Origin of the sequence: Shewanella acanthi (assembly GCF_019457475.1) — a bacterium.
GTDB classification, from domain to species: domain Bacteria; phylum Pseudomonadota; class Gammaproteobacteria; order Enterobacterales; family Shewanellaceae; genus Shewanella; species Shewanella acanthi.
The window spans coordinates 3,416,300-3,439,654 of sequence record NZ_CP080413.1; the positions used below are offsets into that span (position 1 = coordinate 3,416,300).

Sequence of the window (23,355 nt, forward strand, 5' to 3'; positions counted from 1 at the left end):
ATTCCTACTGCAGGAAGACGACATAACGCCGATAATCGACCCTCGCTATCAAAGCATCGGTTTGCTATCGACGACAACTTGAAATAAAAGAACAAAAAACCTAGAAATCTCACTAAAAACTGATTTTTTGGTAATTTAATTACATTTTAAGCTATTGCTTAATCTCTCGCTAGTCCCAAATATCATTTGCAACCGTATTCATTCCCCAATAAGACATGCATTGACTGCTGCTCAGTTCAATTCACACAGGTTCACTTGAGTTGCCAAAACGCATCGGATAACCACAATCTCACCCAAATTAGGGATTGTTGCCCCAAGCAAAAACGGTTAAATTTTAAACGTAGCGCCTTTGTCCCCTAAGCGATGTCCCTCAGAGGATGAGCACTGTGAAGCTGTAATAGGGAGATTAACAGATGATTCAAATCCAGCAGCTGGCCTTAATACTCGATGCCCTACCCGATCCCGCTTTTATTATTTCGAAAAGTGGTCAATACCTTGCCGTATTTGGCGGAAAAGACGGCCGTTACTACCATGATGGCAGCAGTTTAGTGGGCCTAAAATTGACCGAAGTGCTCAATTCCGATAAGGCCGAATACTTTCAAAGTCTTATCGACCAAGCGCTCGCGAGCCGCAGCCTGATTATCGAAGAGTACGAACTCTGCATTAAGGATGTAAAAGGGATACCAGAAGCAGGCCCTTCACAGCCCATTTGGTTCGAAGGGCGCATTCAGGCACTGGATTTTCTGGTTGAAGGTGAACCCGTGGTACTTTGGGTCGCGAGCAATATTTCACAGCGCCACGAACTTGAAATTCAACTTAGGCAACTAAGCGATACCGATCAACTCACAGGACTCTTTAACCGCCGTCGCCTAGTGCAGGACTTAAGCGCCTTATTTGATAATTTTAGCTACCATAAGCTTCCCAGTTCGGTGCTGATCCTCGATCTCGACAATTTAAAGGCCGTCAATGACCAACTCGGTCACCATGTGGGTGACGAGATAATGCGTGCCATCGCTGACACCTGTAAACAGCAATTTAGAAAAACTGACAACGCCTACCGTTACGGTGGCGATGAGTTTGTGATTACCCTCGCCAGCGTTGAACAGCCTCAGGCTATCAGCTTTGCCGAGCATCTGCTGGGCTGTTTCTTTGAGGCACTGCAACAACACGCCATCAATGGCATCTATGCCACCGTCAGCATCGGGGTCGCAAGCTTCGAAGCGGGGGATAAATCCTACGAGGACGCGCTTAGACGCGCAGATGCAGCGCTCTACCAAGCCAAGCGCAATGGTAAGAATCAAGTAATAGTCAAAACGGCTTGATGATGGCCTAAATCGCACTAAAAACGCTTTAGAAATAATGCGTCTTTGAAAAAACCTTCAAAAAGCATCATTGATCCAATAAAAAAGCGAACCCTGCACGCTGCCAAGGTTCGCTTTATCATCAACTTTTAATTCAACGGCTTAAGGATTACAGACCCGCTTTGGCCTTACGGGCCGAGTGTAACTTCTTATAGCTTTCGATCAGACGCAGGTGCGGCTCGATACCTTCAAGCTGCATGCTGGTCTTAGTCAGGCCGCTAAAGCGCACTTTACCATTGACGCTGCCAACGACTTCGGTCATGACCTCTTCGCCGAACATGCGGGTGAAATTATGGATAAAGTCTTCAAGTTCAAGGTCTTCATCCAAGGTGACTTCGAGCACAGCACTCATCGCCTGATAGAAGAGGTTACGTTTAACGGTATTGTCGTTAAATTGCAGGAACTCACCCACCAGCTCTAACGCTTCTTCATGCTCACCGAGCGCCAAATAAATCAGGATCTTAAGTTCGATAATCGTCAACTTACCCCAGACCGTGTTTTCATCAAATACGATGCCAATCAGGGTGCGAATGTCGGTGTAGTTATCGAGCTGACTTTCCTCTAACCGTGTCACAAGACCCGCAAGCTGCTTAGTGCTTAGGGAATGTAAGTTAAGGATATCTTCACGGTAATCTAGCGCCTTGTTGGTGTTGTCCCAAATCAGGTCTTCAACCGGGTAAACCTCTGAGTAATCAGGCACTAAAATACGGCAAGCCGAAGCACCTAACTCGGTAAATTCGGCTACATACACCTCTTTACCTAGGTCTTCTAGAATGCCGAACAGACGCTCAGATTCCTCGTCGTTAGTGCCGGAGAAGTCCCACTCGCAGAACTCGTAATCATGCTTGCTGCTAAAGAAACGCCAAGAGATCACGCCAGTAGAGTCGATAAAGTGCTCGACGAAGTTTTCAGGCTCACTCACCGCCATGCTGTTAAAGGTCGGTTTTGGCACATCGTTTAAGCCTTCGAAGCTGCGCCCTTGGAGCAATTCGGTCAGACTGCGCTCTAATGCCACTTCAAAACTTGGGTGGGCACCGAATGACGCAAATACGCCGCCGGTTTTCGGGTTCATTAGGGTCACGCACATCACAGGGAATTGACCGCCTAGTGAGGCATCTTTAACCACAACTGGGAAGCCCTGTTCTTCTAAGCCCTTAATGCCCGCAAGAATGCTGGGGTATTTTTCTAATACCGCCATTGGCACGTCCGGCAGCACGATTTCCTGCTCGATGATTTGACGTTTTACGGCGCGCTCGAAGATTTCAGATAAACACTGCACTTCGGCTTCCTGCAGGTTGTTACCCGCGCTCATGCCATTACTCAGGAACAGGTTTTCAATCAGGTTCGATGGGAAATACACTGTCTCGCCATCGGATTTACGCTGGTACGGAATCGCACAGATACCACGATCCGTGTTGCCCGAGTTAGTATCGATTAAGTGCGAGCCACACAGCTCCTCATCTGGATTGTAAATCTCGAGGCAGTAATCATCTAAAATGCCTTCGGGCAGCGCATCGTCAGCTTCGAGAGCAAACCACTTTTCATTCGGATAATGCACGAACTCGCTATTGGCGATCTCAACGCCAAAAAACTGGTCGTTGTAGAAGAAGTTATTGTTTAGACGCTCGATAAACTCGCCCAGCGCCGAACACAGTGCGCTCTCTTTGGTCGCGCCCTTACCATTGGTGAAACACATTGGCGATGCAGCGTCGCGAATGTGCAGTGACCAAACGTTAGGTACGATATTGCGCCATGAGGAGATCTCAATCTTCATCCCCAAGTCCGCCAGCAAAGCCGTCATATTGGCAATGGTTTGCTCAAGCGGTAAATCTTTACCCAGAATATAGGTGCTACCTTCACCATCAGGTTGCCCCATCAGCATAGCGTTAGCATCGGCATCTAAGTTTTCAACGGTTTGCACCTTAAACTCAGGTCCCGTCTGCACCACTTTTTTCACTGTGCAGCGGTCAATCGAGCGCAGGATCCCTTCGCGGTCTTTCTCGGAAATATCCTCAGGCAGCTCGACATTGATCTGAAAAATCTGGTTATAGCGATCTTCAGGGTCAACGATATTGTTTTGCGATAGGCGAATGTTCTCAGTGGGAATATCGCGGGATTTGCAATACACCTTCACAAAGTAGGCGGCGCACAGTGCCGATGACGCTAAGAAATAGTCGAAGGGGCTTGGCGCTGTGCCATCGCCCTTGTAACGGATAGGCTGATCGGCCGTTACCGTAAAGTCATCGAACTTGGCTTCGAGTCTAAGGTTATCGAGAAAATTAACTTTGATTTCCATGGGGATTGATTCCACTCATTAAGATCTGCGCGCAGCAAAATGGCCATCTTGAGTTGCTCTGTGTTGAGTTGCTCTGTGCCATCGCTGCCAATCGGCAATACTATCGTTCTGGGGGTGAATTATCGGTGTTTTTACGTCATTAGTCTTGGGTTTATTCGCCAACAATACTAACCATCTGTTTTTAAACTAAAACTAACCCAATAAAAAACGCCAACTTCATGGTTTGGAGTTGGCGTTGTTTTAACCTATTCCGATTTTACGGCTTACCAGCTGTAGTTTAGGCTCGCGCTGATACGGCGTGATTCACCGTAGTAACAGGTACCTGAACCGCAACCGACAACATATTCTTTATCGGCGAGGTTATTCAAGTTCAGCTGCAGGCTTAACTTAGAGCTAAAGGCGTAGCTTGCCATGGCATCCCACACAGTATAGCTAGACACACTGTAATTGAGCGGGTCAACCACTAAGCTCCAGTCGCTGCTGTTAGAGCGAGCAACGCTATCTACACTTGCACCCGTGTAACGCACACCCGCACCAAGGGTTAGGCCATCGATACCCAGACCCGCCATATCGTAATGTGCCCAAGCGCTCGCCATATTATGGGGAACCATTACGGTACGGCTGTCATTCGCACCCGAACGTGCATCTAAGTAGGTGTAGTTTGCAGTTAAGCTTAAGTTGTCTGTCGCCTTAACTTTGGCTTCAATCTCAATACCTTGGGTATTTTGCTCATCCTGCTGTTGGTACAACACGCCATTGTCAGTTAAGGCACTGGTTAACGCGGCTTTTTGCTCTAGGTCGAACCAAGCAAGGTTGATGTAGCCATTCATCCACTCAGGGGTGTACTTCATACCCACTTCGTATTGGCTGCTCTCAACTGGCTCATACAGCTTATTGGTTTGCCAGTTTAAGCTGCTCATCACATAGAAGGATTCTGAGTAGCTCACATAGGGCGACATACCGTTGTCCGCCTGGTACATCAGGCTGGCGTTCCAAGAGAATTGACCATCGTCGATCGCATCTTCAAATTGGCCTTTGTTTTCAACGTCAAACCAATCGTAACGGGCACCCACGTTCGCTAACCAGCTATCGTTCCACTTAGTGTGGAATTGCGAGTAAACGCCAACTTGGTTTTTGGTAATTTCGTTATCGTACAGACTGCTGGTTAAGTCAGACACGTTGCCATAGGTTGGATTTAACGCATCAACGGTACCAACCCAAACGCCTAAACCATTACCTTTAAAATCGTTCACGTGGTTTTGGTAATCCACACCCACCAGAAAACGGTTTTCAAACTTGTCGTTTTGCCATTCTGCGGTCGCGTTGTTATCGATGGTGAAACTTTCAACCGTACCGTCGTTGATTAGGGTATAGCGATTTAAGGTGTAAGGGTCTGCGTTCACATCCCACGCAGAGCCATAGGCAGACGAGCTATACAGATCTAAATCGGTATGGGCATAGTTCGCGTTTTGCTTCAGCGTCCAAGTGTCGTTGAGGTAATGACGTAACTGATAACCAAGAGAAAATTGAGTCTTCTCAAACTTATCTTCGTCCGGCTCACCATAGTTGGTTGATGGGTCAATCGTCTCACCGTTCGGCAGTTCGAAACGGCTGCCATAAACCGGGAAGAAACCATTTTGTGGCACGCCATCGTCCTTTAGGAAGGTCGATAACAGAGTCAGTGAAGTGTCTTCTGAAAAATCAATGGTATAGCTTGGCGCAATATAAACACGATCCGATTCAGTGCCATCAAGTTCACCTTCGCTTTGGTCAACCTTGGCCACTAAACGGTAACGCTGACTGCCATCGGCATTTACCCAGCCCGACACATCGGCGCCGAGTTCTAAATAATCCTTGTTACCCCCCGCCACATGAATGTTGCCCTGTGGCATATCGGTTGGTTTTTTCTGCACTGCGTTAATTAAACCGCCTGGCATGGCATCGCCGTACAGAACCGATGAAGCGCCCTTAATCAGCTCAACACGGTCTAAGCCGAAGGTCTCGACGGTCCAAGCAAAGAAGCCTTCTTTGTATAAACGGTTACCATCGAGTAGCACACTTGGCTCAAAACCACGGATGTACATCCATTCGGCGTCGTTATCTGCGCCGTAGGGAGAAGTAAAACCCGCGGTATAACGGAAGGTTTCATCCAGTTTTTGGATGTCGCGCATTTCTATTTCACTGCGATCGATAATGTCTACCGACTGCGCCGTTTCGGCCATAGGGGCGGATTGCTTCAGGGCTGATGCCGTCACAACAATTGTTTCCATTGGCTTTTCTTCGGCTTTTGCCTCATCAGCCATCGCATTGGCAGCAAATGCCATCGACATTGGCAGTAAGCTGGCAAATAACGCGTTACGAATAGATAAACCTAACACTGTTGGACGTGTACCAACCATGATCCCGATCTCCCGAAACATTCAATTATTGATAACCATTCCGATTACCATTTCTAATAAGCCGGATTGTACTCCGAATTCTTAGGATGAAAAGCCATTAATGAGAATTAATCTCAATTTCATTGCTTAGATCAAATTTTCGGGGAATTTCTTAGGGATTTGTGCTTTAACCCATATAAACAAAAGGAAATTTAATGGGAACTTAAGCCATTCATCGACATTTTCAATTAGGCGTTGTCACTCAAATAGCTGAGAGATAAAGGCGGTACAAATCCAGCTCTAGGCGATGCTTTACAGCTCAGCTTCAAATCGGGCAATACGCGCCTCAGCAAGCGTACACTCGGTAACTGACATTAGCTCGGCAAGCGTAATAGCAGGGTTTTCGGCGACCAGTCGTTTAAGTTTGGCCTCTAAGGGTTCTAGCTTATCGCTATGTTTTAAAAGGGCTTCATCGAGCTTTTTAAGCAGAAAGGTAAACTCACTATTAGTATTTTGCGCCTTTATCGTTAAGTAGCATTGCTGAACCAAAGGCGCACTGCCCTCCAAACTCCAATTGCGGGAACGACGTACCCGCTTAAGCTCGCAGTGATGATGAAGCGCCAGCGTTTGCGCATGCTTTACCGCCTCACGCCCGATACGGTGAATGAGTGACGGCAGCGGAATGCTTATCTCATCTTTGGCTTTGTCATTCATGAGGTTGGTGTCAATATAGTTGCTAAGGCGAACATACAGTTAAGCGTCAAGGATGGCTGTAAAAGCTTGAGTGTACCCTTTCGGATTGACGATCAAAAGTAAGGCCTAAAATCGACAATCAAAGCCAAAGCGTGCTACCCGGTTCGAGGCTAGATTCAGCCCATCGACTTAAGTTTTGCTTCCTGAGAGTTGTGCCCTTGAGTGACGTGACGCGATTGCCTACAATAACGCAAATTTTCCTGACTACAGATAAAGATCATGACTGACACTACAGCACAACCAGCATTACCGGATCGCCTTTCAGTTAACCCACGCAGCCCGCACCACGTGGCAGCAGTTTTCGAATTCGACGTAGGGATTCGTGTAAACGGTAAAGAACGTTTCGATGTTGAAGAATACTGCATCAGCGAAGGCTGGGTTAAAGTCCCAAGCAAATCTTTAGACCGTCGCGGACAGCCATTACTGTTGACCATTAAAGGTACGGTTGAAGCCTTCTACCGTTAATCTTCCGGTCTATGGCTTAAGCTTAAGCACCAGGCCAAAAGCACAACATACACATCGGGGCCCACTGTTAACTCGAAAGAGTTTACGAATGTGCCCCGATTTTTATTCGAATTTTTAACCGTTTAAGCCAATCGCTTAGTCGGCGTAACCCGGATTAACGCGATCTAATTTACGTAATAACGCGGGCCAAGCTAAGGCGCCGCCGATATTGCGCGTCACTTGCGCCGCCTGTGCCTGCGCGGTTTCGATAATTGCAGGATGCACTGTTGTCAGCTCGCCACCCGCCTGCGCACGCACTTGGATCATACAAGTCGCTTCGAAGAAATACATATTCACAAAAGCATCGGCAATGGTTGAGGCCGCAGTCAACAGACCATGATTACGCAGCATCAAAAAGCTCTTATCACCTAAATCACGCACCAAGCGCGGCTTTTCATCTTCGCGCAGCGCCACACCTTCGTAATCGTGGTAACCCAGTGATGACAGCACCAGAATCGACTGCTGGGATATAGGCAACACCCCTTCTTTTTGCGCCGATACTGCCACGCCGTTGATGCTGTGGGTGTGCAGTACGCAGAGGGCATTTTCACGGGCGGCATGCACTGCACTGTGAATAGTAAAGCCCGCAGGATTGATATCGTACTCGCTGTCCATCACCTTGTTACCGTTAAGGTCGACCTTCACTAGGCTAGAAGCGGTGATTTCATCGAAGGTCATGCCATAAGGATTAATCAGAAAATGGTGCTCAGGGCCTGGCACACGGGCAGAAATATGGGTAAAAATCAGGTCGTCCCAACCATAGAGGGCGACTAAACGGTAGCAGGCGGCAAGGTCGACACGCTGTTGCCACTCTTCTGCGCTAACAAGATCTTTTACGGATGCGGATGTCATGGGTAATTCCTTTTGTCTTTATTGTTGTAATAGGTGGTGTGAGTTAACCCGACTTGGCGCGATAGCGTCCCACTCCCCCATAAGCCTAATGCTTAGCTCAAGGTGAGACTCTGGTGATTAATTCCTGGTTATCAATTCCTAGTCATTAATCCTTGGTCATTAAATTCTGCAACGCCAAGCTGCTACAGGGTCAAACTCCACTATTCAAGCAAAAAGCTACGCCTAGGACAACAGATTGTTAACATTACTTCGATTAGAACTGCGCATGGCGGCACCTTTTGGATTTATAGTCATAGATGTCATTTAAAATGAAACTCACCAACGAAAGACTCTGGAATAAGAAGACTCTCAGGTGTCGATGCAAATATAAAGAAAGGGGCGCTAATGTCCGTTGGCAAATTACTAACTGCGAGTTCATCATTTTGCGCCAAGCAGGTATACCCCAAATCTTGGTAGTTATAGTCCCCAGGGACATAAACATCGACCACATAGAAATTCTCAATAATGTTGCCATCATCATCTGTAATATCTTGAACAAGACTTGCAGTAATGGGGGAAACTGCAGTAGATGAATCAGCCTCAAGACTAAAATCACGCATTTGTTCGAAAGAGGTAAACGCAGGGTATAAATAAACTGCATGGACAAAATCTGAGCCCCAGGCTGCCGCCTCACACTCTGCCATAACAGTGTCACTCACTGTGCCCCAAATGACTGAAAATTTAGTCGCATAATCAAGAACCACACTGCTCTTGTTAATACTCCAATAGGCCTGTTCTCCAACAGGTTCCTGTAACCCCTTAAACAAATCAAAATCTGCAACAAATCGGTTGGAATTATAAGCATAGTTACGTGGAAGTTCGTTGATTGAAATCTTTTCAGCAAAAACAAAGCTGCCTGTATCGCTTTCTGCTGCCACTGTTCCACCACAGTTGCTCTCATTCTCGATAACTAATCCATAAATGGCGCCATCACGCGTTTTCACATGTGAACCATTGGTATTAGGTTCCATATTATTTTGGATATATATACAAACTTGGTACTCGCCAGCAGGTATCGGTTGTTCTTCGATTAAATAATCGACCTTAGCACCTCGATATTCCATTAGATGGACAAGCCTATACCCGCCATCGGCAGCGACATCAAAGAAATAACTGTTGGTGTCACCCTTTAACACTACCTGCTTAAAGACAATATTGACGGCCTCTACATCACCGGGACTATCTGAAACCCCAAGAAAAAAGGTCGGAGAAGTATTTTTAATGGGAACGGGGCCAGTAATATCAACGTGTTCAGGGTAAGATGTGGAATCATTGCAGCCTGTTAATGCTAGAGTAAAAATGGCCGCAATAGGTGTAGATGAAGTATTCATAGAAGCTCCCTTTAGGATCAAAAAAATCGGCTCGAAAAATTGATATCTAAAGACAAACCCTAAAGAACAAAGCGCACAGATATTGTTTAAATCCCAAAGAGGCAGCGCGAATACTATATTAGTTACAACTGAATGAAGTTTAGAATGCGCAGCTATGGAAGTCGAATTTCCACCATACCAATATGGAAATTTATCGAGGAAAACAAGCCAACCTGATTAACCCTAATTAGGTTGGCAGGACTGCGAAATAACCGCATTTGAATAAAGCGAATCACGAAAAGTGAAACAACGGAACGTTAAGCAATCACCTTAAGCGGGAACCGCCATCTTCATATTGCTCTCATAAACTGTATCTGGGTTACCGCCGTATCTATGATTTCGGTTTAACTGATTAATTGCATTGATATCATCAAGAGTTAATTCGAAGCCCGATAAGCCTAAGTTGGCGATAATATTTTTATCGCTCTCGCCCTTTGGGATCGCCATACGTCCCTGCTGCAAATTCCATTTAAGGATAACCTGCGCCGGAGTCACACCATAACGCTCGGCAATGGCAATAATCGCGGCATCGGCCAGCGGTTTTTGGCTCAGCTCTACCCCACTCCAAGTGCCAGTTCCTAAAGGTGACCAGCAGGACACCACTATGCCCTTCTCGTTACAATAATCACATAGAGGTTGTTGGGTCAGATAAGGATGCAATTCAATCTGATTGCAAACGGGTTTAATGCGCGCAAAGGAGAGTAAATCCTCAATATCCGACTGCCTAAAGTTCGACAAACCTAAGTAACGAAGCTTGCCCGCATCCACGCTTTGCTCCATCGCCGCCCAAGTCTCGCGGGTCTTACTCGGCACAGGCCAGTGCACTAAAAACAGGTCGATATAATCCAGCTCAAGACGCGCAAGGCTGGCATCGATTGAGGCTAAAGTCGACTCAAAACCTTGGTCGCAGTCCCACACTTTAGTGACCACAAAAAATTCTTCACGGGGAATGCCCGACAGCTTAATCGCCTTACCCACACTGCGCTCGTTGCCATACAAAGAGGCGGTATCGATATGGCGATATCCCGCCTTAATGGCCTTTAAAATGGTCTGCACTACATAATCATCATCCTGCTGCCAATCGCCGATGGCACAAGTGCCAAAACCTAAGGCGGGGAATGAAAAACCATCCTGCAATACAATCTGCTGTAACATGGAAAATGCTCCAAAACGTGTGTGCCACATTCGCTTGGCACAGTAAAAAGTACCGCAAAGCTTACGCCTAAGATCCAAAGCTCGCCAGCATCCTTAATGAAAGGTCGATAGAAACATCAAGGCATCAAGGCATCAAGCTAGGTAAAGTTTGACTGACGAAATACCGTATAAGCACCCATAACCCAGTCATTGTCAGCTTCCACGAATATGGGAAGTAACCCAAGCCTTTATTTAAAAAGATTTTTCTGGTTAATTTTGATTGATTGCGGAATTGACTACGGGTTAAAGTATGAGCAATTAAGGGATTAGCGCACATAGCGCCTTTTGCATCATTTGGCTCTTTCGATCTTCGAATAAGAACATCGACCTAGGTATCAAATAAGGGCACAAACAAAGGCATCAAGGACGACAATGACCGATTTTGAAGGCAATATCTTATCCGTCGCAATAATCATCTCCAGCACCTTCATTCTGGTGGGCTTGGTCTATCTACTACTCAGACACCGTGATGCCACAGTAAAACTCCCCGTGGATCGCGAGCAGTTGATCCGCATCCCCGCCTTTGGTTTGCAGCAACAAATTCAAAATCTGCAAATGGACTTAATGGCTAACATAATGTTGGGCTTGATGATTGTGTGTATGCCCTTCGCAATAAGCAGCATTAAAGCGCATATCGTAGTGGGTAATTTCCCGTGGCTATTTTTCTTCACCGCTGTGATGGGATTGATTTATTGCGGCTTTAAAATAGGGAAGCAGTTTTCAAAACTCACCAAACTACGCCTCGGCCACACGGCCGAAATTGCCACCGCTAATGAACTGATTGGCCTGCAAGCCTTGGGCTATCAAGTGTTCCATGACATTCAAGCCGACGGCTTTAATATCGACCACTTAGCCGTAGGCAAAAACGGCGTATTTGCGATTGAAACCAAGGGACGCCATAAGCGGCACAAAGACCTTAAGAAAACAAAAGAAGCGAGCAATAAGGGTTATAAGCTGTTCTATAAAGAGGGGCAATTACAATTCCCGTCGTGGACTGAAACTAAACCCTTAGAACAGGCCGAACGTCAGTCAAAGTGGGTCAGTGACTGGTTAACCAAAGCCACAGGAACACCAGTATCCTCAACCCCAGTACTCGTATTCCCCGGCTGGTATGTCATGAGCCAATCGAAACCACCGTTCCCGATCCTTAACCACAAGCAACTAGTCGGCACTATCCCAACACTCAAAAACCAAGCCCTAACCCAGCAACAAGTCGACACCATCATCTATCAAGTCGCCCAAAGATGCCTAAGTAAAAGCGAGGTTAGTAAGTAATATGGATTAAAAAAACTATAGTTCGCCATATTAAACTTCCTAAAAATCGATAACTGATAATAATTTTTAAATAAAAGACACTCAAGTTATCATAGACTATTAAAGTAACTAACAAATAAGGAGAGGAACTTTGGGAGGGAATCCGCTAAGGGTTGCAGTTGTAAGCGATCTTCACTTTGTTAACAACGAAGCAGTTATTGATGGCGATAGAGCCTCTTGGCTAGTATTTTCAGAAAATGATGGGTTAAGTAAGAATAACTTCTGGTCATCTTTATTAGATAAAATTGAAAGAGAAAATATTAAAGCAGATCTATTAGTTTGCCCTGGCGATATAACAACTCATTCAGAAATTAGTGCTTTGAATTTCGCTTGGAGTAAATTAAATGAACTCGCGATAAAATTAGGATGCAGTGTCTTAGTTACAGCAACAGGAAATCATGATGTTCAAAGCCGACTAAATGTTCATTCCAAAAATACAATAAGAGAACTAAATAATAACAATGATTTGTTCGAAAATTTAAAACAGTTAAAGCCTCCATATCCACTCGTTGACCTTTCAACCTTTGATGAATCTAGTGCGCATTTGAGAAGAGTTCACTACTTTGGTACAGACTTTTTGTTATTTGATTCAAATCCTGATTATCGCCTAGTTGTTTTTAATAGTTGTGCTCGGCATACATCCTCGCCAAATGACTATGAGCGAGGTTATTTAGCGAATTCCACCTTACAATGGTTAGAGGATGCAGTTAAAAGCGTCTATGACCACAAAAATAAAAAACCAAGTATTTTTGTTTGTCACCATCACCCCATACAACATGATGAACTTGGCACCGGTTCATATGATTTTATTAAGGGTGGTAATAAACTTATTGAAATGCTGAGTAATTATGGTTCGTGGATCGTAATACATGGCCACAAACATCATGCAAAATTAACCTATCATTCGGTTGGGAGTAAAAAGACTGTTGTATTTGCTGCGGGAACTTTATCGGCACATAAACAAAGCCTAGGAAATAATTTTACCAATCAATTCTATATAATAGACATTAATAAGGAAAAAACAAAAGGTACATTAGAGGGCTACTTTAATGTATACAGTTGGAAAGGTAGTCAATGGTCATTAACAAAAAGTAAAAATGAAGGTGTATTTACTGGCATTGGATTTGGTGATATTGGATGTTTAGAAGATTTAGCAGACGCTATCGCTAAAGAGGTTTATAGTGTAAATAGATTACAGTGGAATGTAGTTGTAGAAAAACTGCCCCAACTAAAAAAATGTCTACCAAAAGATTTAGAGCTTTTATCTATATATCTTCAAGATGAACACAATATTGACATAAGCATGAATGAGCAGTTTGAGTACGATTATTTAGACAGGGCTAAAATTTAAAATGAATAACATTTTTGAAGCATTCAATGCTAAACATCTTAAGAGTGAGGATATTGTCAAGAATTTTGTGTCTTCTGCTTTATTTTTAGAAACGGCACAAAATGGGCATACAATTTTGGTTGGTCCTAGAGGGAGTGGTAAAACAACGTTCTTGAGAATGCTTAGCAATAACACTCTACCAAAGTGGGATGAGTATTTGAAAAATTCATATTCAAACTCAATTGACTATGAAGGGATTTATGTACCAGGAGATCTCATCTGGGGGGAAATGATTAACTCATTAGAAAGCGCAGGGCTAAGTAAGCAATACTCAGAGTCGTTCTCTTATACTGCATTTTGTACCCATGTTTTCATCAATACTTTAGAGAGCATTACTACTTATATAGAAAAAATTAAAGATGAATTTGGGGAAGAATATCTATCTCAGAGAGAAGATGCGATTTATGAAGCTATAACATCCATTGCTGAAACATTAAAAATAAAACCTAATAAATTCTCATTATCGAGACTAAGAATTGAGTTACACAAAACGCTAAATGAGCTAGGTGAATACTCTAGATATTTAAGTATATTTGGCGTAGAAAAACTAGATACTGCTGAGTTCAATAAAAAAGTACCGTACGCACATATTGATTTAAAAACTACACTTGAATCAATATTTAACGCAATAGATTTCGCACTAGAAAAAAATGAACAACGATGGGCTATATTATTAGATGAATTTGAGATCGCACCAAAATATTTATTAGATAGCGTCATTAAGAATATGCGTTCTTCTGCTAAAAAAATCATGTTTAAAGTCGCATTAGTTCCTTGCGGATTTCATCAAGAAATTAAATCACAAACAAGTTCTATCAATGATTATTCTGTAGTCGAACTATGGTATGTGAAGAATGGTGAAAGCGCTGAATTCTGTAAAAACCTAGTTAAAGCAAAGTTTGACATTGAAGACCCTGCAATTGTTCTTGGATCAACAAAATTCACCCCAAACTATAAGGATAACTCAAAAAATTGGATTAAAGAATTCAGTGAGTTATATAGTAAAGACAGCTCATTTAAAGAATTTATAACTTCTAATAAAATCAACATCAAAAGAGAATTTGGCGATGATTTAGCAACATCAAGTTTGGTTAGAAAAATAGCACCTGTTGTTGCTTTTAGAAATGCATTTTTAAATGTTAACGGTAAACGAAAGGGACGAAAGTCTTTAGCTGAATTTTATACTGGTTGGGAAGCAATTTCACGAATTAGTGAGGGAAACCCTCGTTGGTTGATGTCCACATTAAATACATTACTTGGCAGAAAAGAAGATAAAAGAATTTCAGACTCAGACCAAATAAGCAGAGTTAAAACATCAACTGATGCATACTGTGCAATGCTAAGTACCCTCCCATTATCAAAGAACATGGGATTATCTACAACCCACCCTACATTTGAACTACTGGAAACAATAGCTTCTTATTTTAATAAAAGACTAATAGATGAGGAGTTTAAGGCTGCGCAACCTTTAACATTTATGGTCGATGAAAAAGTTGATAACGACATCGAATCCTCTCTCATGATTGCATGGAACTATGGCGCTATAGTTGCTGTTGATACCAAGAATACCTTTGGAACTTATGACAACTTAAAAGGTATGAGGTTTAGATTATCTTTCCTTATGTCACCTAGATTCGAATTACCCGTAAGAATGGATAAACAAATTAATCTTAGTACAATATTGAGTTCCAAAATTATCAAGGAAACATCACTCTCAGAAGAAATAAAAGAAATTCAAATACAAAGGAGCTTGTTTTGATTAAAAGCAAATATATCGTTGAGGAGATCAAAGATATTCCTAGCGATAAAATTATCAACGCTATTAATAACAGCGATCTTTTCATCTCATACAAAGGATTGAAAAGAAATATTTTTGATTTTGAAAACAATAAACTTGATGAGAACAAATTTATATTAGTGAATGACTATGATGAATCTAATTTAAAAGAAAAAATAAAAAAAGTGATATCAGACTCTATAAAAGAAGATTTCAATATATGTATTGACATATCATTAATTAGCAGGAAAACATTTTCTGAAATAATTTCAACTCTAGCCATAATATGTATAAATAAAAAACTAATAATTGAAATTGTCTATTCTCTTGCCAAATATTCCCCGCCTGCAAAAGGCAGATTTTACAATAACTTAGTAAAGCCTGTTTCGAATTTTTTTAGGGGTTGGGCTCTAAAACCAGGTATGCCAGTGATGACGATTGTTGGTATTGGCTATGAGCGTGATAAGGCTATTGGGGCAATTGAGTACTTAGAAAGTTCCAAGACAATGTTATATATTCCAGACTCAATCGAAAATGCGTATAAAACGGATGTACTTGATCAAAACTCAAACATCATAAGTTCAGTTAGTACCGAGTCTTTGATTGACTATACAGTAGAACGTCCTTCAGAAATTATTTACTCACTCGATACTTTAATTAGCTCACATAAGAACCGTTTTAAAACGGTACTGTTACCATTTGGACCAAAAATATTTTTCGCGGCATCTTTAATATCAGCAATTGCACATCCAGAAACCTCTGTTTGGTATGTCAGTGGTGAGGAAAGAGATACCAATTCCTCCCAAGATAGAGAGATAGTGGCATCTATAGGGTTTTCATGCAGCATTAAAACTATTTGTGCAAATTAAAGGTAAATAGCCTCCAGTAAAATGCGAATTTCAGGATAGGCATAACCCTTCATTCAATGGTTGCACCAGATACAGCATTGTTGCACCAGTGACCTTCTAAAACATGGACGTTTTAGTAGAGCCTACAGGGACGTATCCACGGCGTGTCACTGGTGTAATAGTGCGAGAGCCTGCGGCAGGCAATTAGGAAATGCCACAGGTTGAAGCCAATATAAAGCTCATTCGCAGCACTGAACTTAGCAGAATTAAAACGAATACAAACAAAAAAGCGAACCGCTAAGGGTTCGCTTTCATCACACGTTAGACCTGAATAACGTACTATTGATAACAACTATTCAAGTTGGAAACAGTGGACCTCTCCAACTCATTGGATCACATCTAAATCCAAAAACAGTATCTGCAAACCTAGTTGGAAACTTTCGACATTTTGCGGATACAAAATGTCGACATAGGGACAATTAGTGTTGGAAACAATATTTAACGCATTGAAAATAAATAAGTAATCTCGACCCTATCCAACGGTAAAAAGAGTCCAAATCGAGCTACACCTCAAAAAGAGCATAGATGTTACAGTTAATCCGCCCATTTGAAACTCCAACTTGTAGACTACTTTGTGCCATTATTCACTGTCACAAATCACTCATTTTCACGCAATCAGCTTGTCATCTGTGGAACCTAATATGACTATCGTTCTGAATGAACTCGCTGACTTCTCCCACCTATTTGTGGAACTGAACCCCATCAGTTGAACGCCTCGCAGTTGCGGGGCATTTTTTCTTACCAGTTAATATGTCTTAACATGCAAAGTTCGTGTGCTCAAAATCGAGCCTGAAAAGGATGCTGAGAGTCGCTTGGGGACATTTCAGAGTTAGTTTTTTTACTCTCATTTTTGAATTTAGGATTACCCAAAGTATGGCAATTGAGTTTATAACCATGACTAAAATAGAAGTTAAACATAGATAGCTAGTATCTCAAATTGGTTCGACAGTTTAGTGCTTGATTGAAGCTACCATCCCATAAGTTCTCGTATCGTCTTGGTTAGTTTTTCTGCATTTGACCAATGTTGCGCCACTCGAGGATGTGCATCATATCCATTGTAATCGAATTGAATAAAGTTAATTGGCTGATTTATAAAGGCCTCATTTTGATTCAATTCCTTCACAGCCATTTTTAAATGACCAGCCCATCGAACGTGATCATTTCTCGCTAAATCCATGCTACCTATCACTGAAATAAAATTGGCCTTTGGATACTTCCCTCTTAAGCTCATTAAAAAACTCTTGTAGGCATTTACGATATCTTTGTCGCTTGGCTTCTGCTGAAGTTTATTTTTGTCTTCGGTTATCCAAAAATCATTCTGGCCAAGATTCACCACAACGACATCAGGCTTCCAACGGTTAAAATCCCATAAGGTGTTGTTATCCCCAACGGCTGACACTTGGTCAAAATAGGTTGGCATAGCATAGTCAAACCAGCTCACCATAAACCCAATACCGCTCAATGAAATTGAGTGAAATTCTGCACCAAGATTTCGAGCCGTCATGGCTGCATAAGATAAATAGTGATTTTTCTCAGCGCTTAATTTGTCATCGCCATTATCCGCGCCTTCATTACCCATTCCCGAAGTAATAGAGTCGCCAAAATAGGCAATCTTGCGCTGTAAAGGTTTTGGCGCAGCCTGAAGCTTAGCGTTGTCTGAGAGCTTTAATCCTAAAAATCGAGTGCCCCCTTCATGTCCTTCGGTACGTTTAAAAATCTCAACTTGGTGAGTGGCCGTAGGTTGAAGCTCTGACAATAAATAACTCAAATCGTATTGATGCTCCCCCTTTTCTAAAGAGATCACCGCAGGATGCTGATCTCGACCATTTACTATCACATTAAAGTAATTTTTCCCTTCGTCGTCATCCATTATCAAAATGAGTGTGTCACCCGAAATATTCGCTTTGATACTCGAGCCAGGCCATGAAATAAAAGGCCGCTCAGCTTGGGTGAAATCAATTCTGCCTGTATACAGAAACGCAGGAGAGTTAGGTAACACAGTGGTTAATGCCAGTGCTGGCTGTAAATAAAGCCAGAAACTTAACATCATTAAATATTTAATACATTTCAAAATTTCACCCTAAAAAGCTTGAGAAATTGCCTTATCACAAGTCAATTTCTCAATTTCCCCTACATTTCAGTGACTGTCTGCACGCCTATCAACTTAGCTTTTTGTTAAAATTGAGCAGCACTGCACAAAGCTAGTAGCGATGCGATGTAAGTCTTCAATCGCAACACCTGGCTTATATAATGAACTTCCTAAGCCAAATCCATCACAGCCAGAATTCCAATATTCTTCCATATTGGCAAGCTCAATGCCTCCTACGGCATAAATAGGCAAGTCTTTGGGCAACACGGAGCGCCAGCTCTTAATCCCTTTAGAGGTGATGCTGTCACATGGGAAAGCCTTTATCGCATCAGCACCAGCCTTGTAAGCCTGTAGCGCTTCACTCGGAGTTGCAACGCCCGGAACTGAAACCAGGTGCAATTTTTTGGACTCGATAATAACTTCAGCATCAATATTGGGCGAAACAATCAACTTACCACCCGCTTGTGCAACGCGATGGACTTGCTCAACCGAGAGTACGGTACCAGCACCAATTAACATCCGGTCTGAAAAGTGCTTTGTCAGTAGCTCGATACTTTTGTAAGGTTCTGGCGAGTTCAATGGTACTTCGACCATTTTAAAACCGCTCTCATATAAAACGTTCACCACTTCAACCACTTCTTCCGGACGTACACCTCTTAAAATTCCGATTAGTGGCAGCGAGTTGTATTTCTCAAACACTGGATTCATAGTTCACCTAAATTGTAAATTGATTCAAATATGCTGATAAGTCCCATCTGGGTCGCATCATTGGAGTCGATAGCCAATACTGGGCAAGAAAAGGCTTCAAATGCCTGAGAATATAAAGTCAACAGCTTGGATGCAGCGACAACTACCAAGCCCGAGCGGACATAAGGCAGCATTGGATAAATTTCAGCGCCAATAAGCAGCCCAGACAAATAGCTTTGAGAATGTAAGGAATCAGTACCTGGAAATAACTTTTTGGTTCTTACACCGAATAAATTGTGCAGCAGCCCTAATCCAGACTGTGCACTATCTGCAACTCCCCGGTTGAAATCACTCTCACTCCAGATTGCGGGATCATCTAAAGTCCGGCTCAAGATGGAATGCTGACTCAGCAAAGAAAACAGCTCGCCAGTCATAAACGTTGATAGCGTTAAGTGCCCGTCTCGATACACCAGCCATTTACTGTGTGTACCAGGTAAGCAGATGTTCATGTAACTCAACTGGTTTGCAGCAGCGATGGCTTGTGCACCAATAACCTGGACCTCCTCCCCTCGCATCACATCAACATTGCCTTCAAGAGAATCAGCCTGAACTCCGGGAATAATCCAGATATTGAACTTATCGACACTAACTTTATGCGCACCTTTGACTAAGGCTGAACTATCAAATGGCAACTCAACATAAGGTACGTCAAACCAACCAACCTTACTGCCTACCATACCGCTCATAATGATGGGTAATGAGGAGTCTTCTTGAAGCCATTTGCTTAAATTGGTAACAATAACCGCCAGAAAATCTCTATTTTGAACAGACAATACGCCTTGGTCAGATTGTACGCTATCTAAACAGGCGCCATTACCTTGCATCAAAAAAGCTCTGAAGTTAGTTGTCCCCCAATCAACAGCAATGAAACGACGCATTTTTAAACCTTCGCTAAAACTACTCATAGGAAGAACCTCTGTGCTGGATTACCTGCTTGGTTGAGTTTGAATACAAATACATCCCCAGCTAGAGGTTGCTTGGTTAACGTGTGCTGGTTAAGTCCGTACCGAGCTGTAGATACAAATAAGTGTTCAAGTTCAGGCCCACCAAAACAAACGCAAGTTGGCTGAGCCACTGGAAGTGTAATTGTTTCCAGTAACTCACCATTTGGTGAATAGGCATTAACGCAGTAACCACCCCAGTGCGCACTCCATAAATTCCCCTGTTGATCAGTCACTGCGCCGTCGGGGTATTGATTGGAGTTTGTTTGAGTAAATATCCTTTGATTACTCACCTCACCTTGAGTAGTCAAAAAGTCGTAGTAGTAAATTTTTTGCTCCGCAGAGTCCGCTAAAAACATCCGATTATTTGGCGCATCCCAGCACAAACCATTAGATATCTTTATATGATGCACTTTCTCGGATACGATGTAGCCATCACCTGACTTTGCAATGCAATACACTACACCGTTTTTCTCAGGTGGGGTCGCACGAGACATAGTACCCACCCAAAACCTTCCCTCGGCGTCCACGCGACCATCGTTGAATCTGACATCCCCTGAAGACTCGTCGAGCTGATATATCTCATCAATTTGCCCTGTATATGGGTTGTACAAAGCAATCATATGTTCAAACGCAGCTATCAATAGTTGCTCTTGCCCCTCCACAAATCCGAATGAACACAATTTATAAGGTGTTGAATACGAATTTAATTCTTTTGTTCCCCAAGAATAGTGGTGCAGTTTGCTTTGGGTTATATCAGTCCACCACAAACAGTTGTGTTTATCATCCCACAGGATGTTTTCACCCAAATCATTACCAACATTTATTGTATCTATCAGCATAATTTACCACTCAGCTACACTACCATCGTCTTGATACCAACTCGGTGGATACCAATCGACTACTGATTTTGCTTTTTCGATAAGAAACTCTTCATTAATTTCCACACCTAATCCTGGCTTCCTAAAGGGTTTCATATAACCGTCTTCTAATACGAAATCTTCTTTATTCAACACGTAATCAAGGAGTTCAACCCCCTTGTTGTAATGAATATTTAAGGCAAACTCCTGAATGACGGTATTGGGGGAGACAAAGTCCAAAGCAAAACAGCTCGCCAGTGCGATAGGCCCAAGCGGACAATGAGGTGCCAAGCCTACGTTGAAACTATCTGCCATTGACGCGATTTTAAGACATTCAGTAATTCCGCCAGCATGGGATAAATCGGGTTGAATAATACTAAGCCCACCGCTGGACAGGATTTTTCGAAACTCAAATTTACTGTGTGCTCTTTCGCCAGCCGCCAAAGGAATGCTGGTCTGATTGCTTAAATCACAATAGTGGTCGTAAAACTCAGGTAATACAGGTTCTTCAACAAATAAGGGACGAAAGACTTCAAGCTCTTTCAGCAAGACTTTTGCCATAGGCAAAGAAACACGACCATGGAAATCCAAAGCAAAATCAATCTGATTGCCAAAATGTGTTCGAATATCTCCAATACGCTTTATGACTTGATCAATACCTTTGTAACTCTCCAAGAACTTGAGCTTGCCACAACCATTTAATTTAAATGAGTCTTGGCCTGTCTCTCGCTGTCTTTCGATTTGGATAATCTCATCTGCCGGATCATCACCGCCAACCCAAGAATACGTTTTTACTTTCTGACGACCCAAACCTCCCAGTAATTCATACACTGGCTGCCCTAAAAATTTGCCTTTAATGTCCCACAGTGCTTGGTCAATACCAGATAGTGCTGACATCAAAATTGGGCCACCACGATAAAACGAACTGGTATACATTCGCTGCCATAAGTAATTTATATTGAGAGGGTTTTGACCAATCAACAGCGGTTTTAGCTCTTCAACTGCGACCTCAGCCGTTTTGGCTCGACCTTCAAGAACGGGCTCACCCCATCCAGTGATCCCTTCGTCAGTATCAATCGCTAAGAACAACCACCTAGGATTCACTCTATATGTTCTAATGTTTGTAATTATCATTGGGCGATCCTTTCTTTAAATCTTAACGGGACAGTCAGGAGAATTTCCCTTTACCGTTTGCCTTTGCAGCTGATTCTCGATTTCTTCGAGCGTTAACTGGCTTGTTTCCGGTACTTTTTTCCAGACAAAAATGAATCCTGAAAAACAAATAAGGGCATAAATCAAAAAGCTACCTTCAGCATCAAATGCGCGATTGATAAATGGAAAGGTGTAGGTCAGTCCAAAAGATGCAAACCATAGAGAGAAAGTACAAGCTGCCATTCCTAATCCTCTAATATGATTAGGAAACAACTCTGCAATGAGTACCCATGTCACAGGTGCAAGAGTCATTGCATAAGTCGCAATTGCAAGTAAAACCAGTATTAAAATGGGTAGCCCTAACGTCCCTGCACTGTAAGCCAGAGCAATCATTAGGTAGATAATAGCTAGGCTGATTGAACCAAGTAGCATGAGCTTTCTACGCCCAAGTTTGTCAACCAGCGGCAATGCTATCAGGGTAAAAATGAGGTTAACAGAACCAGTCGCTACTATTGATTTCAGCGTATCGTCGATGTCGAAACCTGCACTCGAAAAAATTTCTTGTGCATAGTTAAACACAACATTGATCCCACTCCATTGCTGAAAAGCAGCCAACACCACACCAATGACCAAAATTGGTTTCAGAGACATTAAGTCTTTGATGGCTCCTTTATTATGACTTTCAGAAATATTTTTTTGAATGTCAGCCATTACAACTGTGGCATAGTCACCTCTGCCAATTTTACCTAAGACCTCACTAGCTTCTGCGGTTCGACTTTTTTGAATTAGCCACCTAGGTGACTCAGGAATAATGGTCACTAACAACAAAAACACAACTGCTGGAATCAACTCAGCTGCAAACATATATCGCCAGCCAGTTTGAACATTCCATAGAGCCAACATTTCATTAGTTGATAGATTCGCTGGCGTTGGCTCCGCAATGAATAAATTAACCAACTGGGCGAACAATACCCCAATCACTATTGTTAACTGGTTAATTGAAACCAGTTTCCCTCGTTTTTCTGGTGGACTTATTTCTGAGATGTACATCGGAGAAACTGTAGAAGCGACACCAATACCAATACCACCAATAATCCTAGCAATGACGAATAGATCGATATTATTCGCCCACGCATTTCCAGCAGCAGATACGATAAATAACAGTGCGGAAATAACCAGTGCAGGCTTACGCCCCCATCGGTCGGAAATAACGCCTGAGAAGGCAGCACCAAAGATACATCCAATCAGTGCAGAGCCCATCAACCAACCCGAAACATTCGGATCATTCACATTAAAATAGAGCTCGTAAAATGGTTTGGCACCGCCGATCACCACCCAGTCATACCCAAACAAAAAACCACCACACGCGGCAGTTAAGCAAATCATCCAAATATAGGAGCTATTCAAATTATGATTCATCGAACTACAAC

The 23,355-nt window shown here is 42.8% G+C and carries 18 protein-coding genes; 6 read left to right on the forward strand and 12 right to left on the reverse strand.

The features are described 5' to 3' along the window. Positions 1 to 413: 413 nt before the first annotated feature. Positions 414 to 1,322 carry a GGDEF domain-containing protein gene (locus K0H61_RS14635; protein WP_220050221.1) on the forward strand — a complete coding sequence of 303 codons (909 nt, stop codon included), beginning with the start codon at positions 414 to 416 and terminating at the stop codon, positions 1,320 to 1,322. A gap of 148 nt (positions 1,323 to 1,470) precedes the next feature. On the opposite strand, the gene K0H61_RS14640 is transcribed toward K0H61_RS14635, so the two are convergent. The 3 genes from K0H61_RS14640 to K0H61_RS14650 all read right to left on the reverse strand — a co-directional run bounded on the left by K0H61_RS14640 (position 1,471) and on the right by K0H61_RS14650 (position 6,749). After that, complete coding sequence (locus K0H61_RS14640) at positions 1,471 to 3,657, reverse strand: OsmC domain/YcaO domain-containing protein (protein WP_220050222.1); 2,187 nt, start codon at positions 3,655 to 3,657, stop codon at positions 1,471 to 1,473. Between the two features lie 263 nt (positions 3,658 to 3,920). Beyond that, a complete protein-coding gene (locus tag K0H61_RS14645) occupies positions 3,921 to 6,056 on the reverse strand; it encodes a TonB-dependent siderophore receptor (protein WP_220050223.1) in 2,136 nt (711 codons plus the stop codon). Between the two features lie 291 nt (positions 6,057 to 6,347). After that, positions 6,348 to 6,749, reverse strand: a complete 402-nt coding sequence (locus K0H61_RS14650) for a ribosome recycling factor family protein (protein ID WP_220050224.1) — start codon at positions 6,747 to 6,749, stop codon at positions 6,348 to 6,350. A gap of 258 nt (positions 6,750 to 7,007) precedes the next feature. On the opposite strand from K0H61_RS14650, the gene K0H61_RS14655 reads away from it, so the two are divergent. Next, positions 7,008 to 7,253: a DUF3297 family protein gene (locus K0H61_RS14655; RefSeq protein ID WP_220050225.1), complete on the forward strand. Its 246-nt coding sequence runs from the start codon at positions 7,008 to 7,010 to the stop codon at positions 7,251 to 7,253. Positions 7,254 to 7,388: 135 nt separating this feature from the next. On the opposite strand, the gene K0H61_RS14660 is transcribed toward K0H61_RS14655, so the two are convergent. The 3 genes from K0H61_RS14660 to K0H61_RS14670 form a co-directional block, all read right to left on the reverse strand. Then, on the reverse strand, positions 7,389 to 8,144 hold the full coding sequence (locus K0H61_RS14660) for a class II aldolase/adducin family protein (protein ID WP_220050226.1): 756 nt from the start codon (positions 8,142 to 8,144) through the stop codon (positions 7,389 to 7,391). A 299-nt stretch (positions 8,145 to 8,443) separates the two neighbouring features. Next, the gene (locus K0H61_RS14665) at positions 8,444 to 9,514 is read right to left on the reverse strand and encodes a DUF4382 domain-containing protein (protein ID WP_220050227.1); all 1,071 of its coding nucleotides are present in this window, start codon (positions 9,512 to 9,514) and stop codon (positions 8,444 to 8,446) included. A gap of 309 nt (positions 9,515 to 9,823) precedes the next feature. Next, complete coding sequence (locus tag K0H61_RS14670; protein ID WP_220050228.1) at positions 9,824 to 10,708, reverse strand: aldo/keto reductase; 885 nt, start codon at positions 10,706 to 10,708, stop codon at positions 9,824 to 9,826. A gap of 411 nt (positions 10,709 to 11,119) precedes the next feature. Here K0H61_RS14670 and K0H61_RS14675 point away from each other — a divergent pair, with 411 nt between their 5' ends. From K0H61_RS14675 to K0H61_RS14690, 4 genes are all read left to right on the forward strand, one after another. Beyond that, positions 11,120 to 12,022, forward strand: a complete 903-nt coding sequence (locus tag K0H61_RS14675) for a nuclease-related domain-containing protein (protein ID WP_220050229.1) — start codon at positions 11,120 to 11,122, stop codon at positions 12,020 to 12,022. Positions 12,023 to 12,152: 130 nt separating this feature from the next. Then, a complete protein-coding gene (locus K0H61_RS14680) occupies positions 12,153 to 13,412 on the forward strand; it encodes a metallophosphoesterase family protein (RefSeq protein WP_220050230.1) in 1,260 nt (419 codons plus the stop codon). Position 13,413: 1 nt separating this feature from the next. After that, positions 13,414 to 15,210 (forward strand): ORC-CDC6 family AAA ATPase, encoded by a 1,797-nt coding sequence (locus tag K0H61_RS14685; RefSeq protein ID WP_220050231.1) that lies wholly within the window; start codon positions 13,414 to 13,416, stop codon positions 15,208 to 15,210. Then, positions 15,207 to 16,097 carry a hypothetical protein gene (locus K0H61_RS14690; RefSeq protein WP_220050232.1) on the forward strand — a complete coding sequence of 297 codons (891 nt, stop codon included), beginning with the start codon at positions 15,207 to 15,209 and terminating at the stop codon, positions 16,095 to 16,097. Before K0H61_RS14685 ends, K0H61_RS14690 begins: the two co-directional genes overlap by 4 nt. Before the next feature lie 1,006 nt (positions 16,098 to 17,103). Here K0H61_RS14690 and K0H61_RS14695 read toward each other — a convergent pair. From K0H61_RS14695 to K0H61_RS14720, 6 genes are all read right to left on the reverse strand, one after another. Then, on the reverse strand, positions 17,104 to 18,207 hold the full coding sequence (locus tag K0H61_RS14695; protein WP_220050233.1) for a GDSL-type esterase/lipase family protein: 1,104 nt from the start codon (positions 18,205 to 18,207) through the stop codon (positions 17,104 to 17,106). Between the two features lie 93 nt (positions 18,208 to 18,300). Next, positions 18,301 to 18,933: a 2-dehydro-3-deoxy-6-phosphogalactonate aldolase gene (locus K0H61_RS14700; RefSeq protein WP_220050234.1), complete on the reverse strand. Its 633-nt coding sequence runs from the start codon at positions 18,931 to 18,933 to the stop codon at positions 18,301 to 18,303. Further along, positions 18,930 to 19,877, reverse strand: coding sequence for a 2-dehydro-3-deoxygalactonokinase (locus tag K0H61_RS14705; protein ID WP_220050235.1), 948 nt, complete (start codon positions 19,875 to 19,877; stop codon positions 18,930 to 18,932). The genes K0H61_RS14700 and K0H61_RS14705 overlap by 4 nt, the downstream gene beginning before the upstream one ends. After that, positions 19,874 to 20,755, reverse strand: a complete 882-nt coding sequence (locus K0H61_RS14710; protein ID WP_220050236.1) for an SMP-30/gluconolactonase/LRE family protein — start codon at positions 20,753 to 20,755, stop codon at positions 19,874 to 19,876. The genes K0H61_RS14705 and K0H61_RS14710 overlap by 4 nt, the downstream gene beginning before the upstream one ends. Before the next feature lie 3 nt (positions 20,756 to 20,758). Continuing rightward, positions 20,759 to 21,907 carry a galactonate dehydratase gene (gene dgoD, locus K0H61_RS14715; protein WP_220050237.1) on the reverse strand — a complete coding sequence of 383 codons (1,149 nt, stop codon included), beginning with the start codon at positions 21,905 to 21,907 and terminating at the stop codon, positions 20,759 to 20,761. Between the two features lie 15 nt (positions 21,908 to 21,922). Continuing rightward, positions 21,923 to 23,344, reverse strand: a complete 1,422-nt coding sequence (locus tag K0H61_RS14720; RefSeq protein ID WP_220050238.1) for a sugar porter family MFS transporter — start codon at positions 23,342 to 23,344, stop codon at positions 21,923 to 21,925. Positions 23,345 to 23,355: the final 11 nt, after the last annotated feature.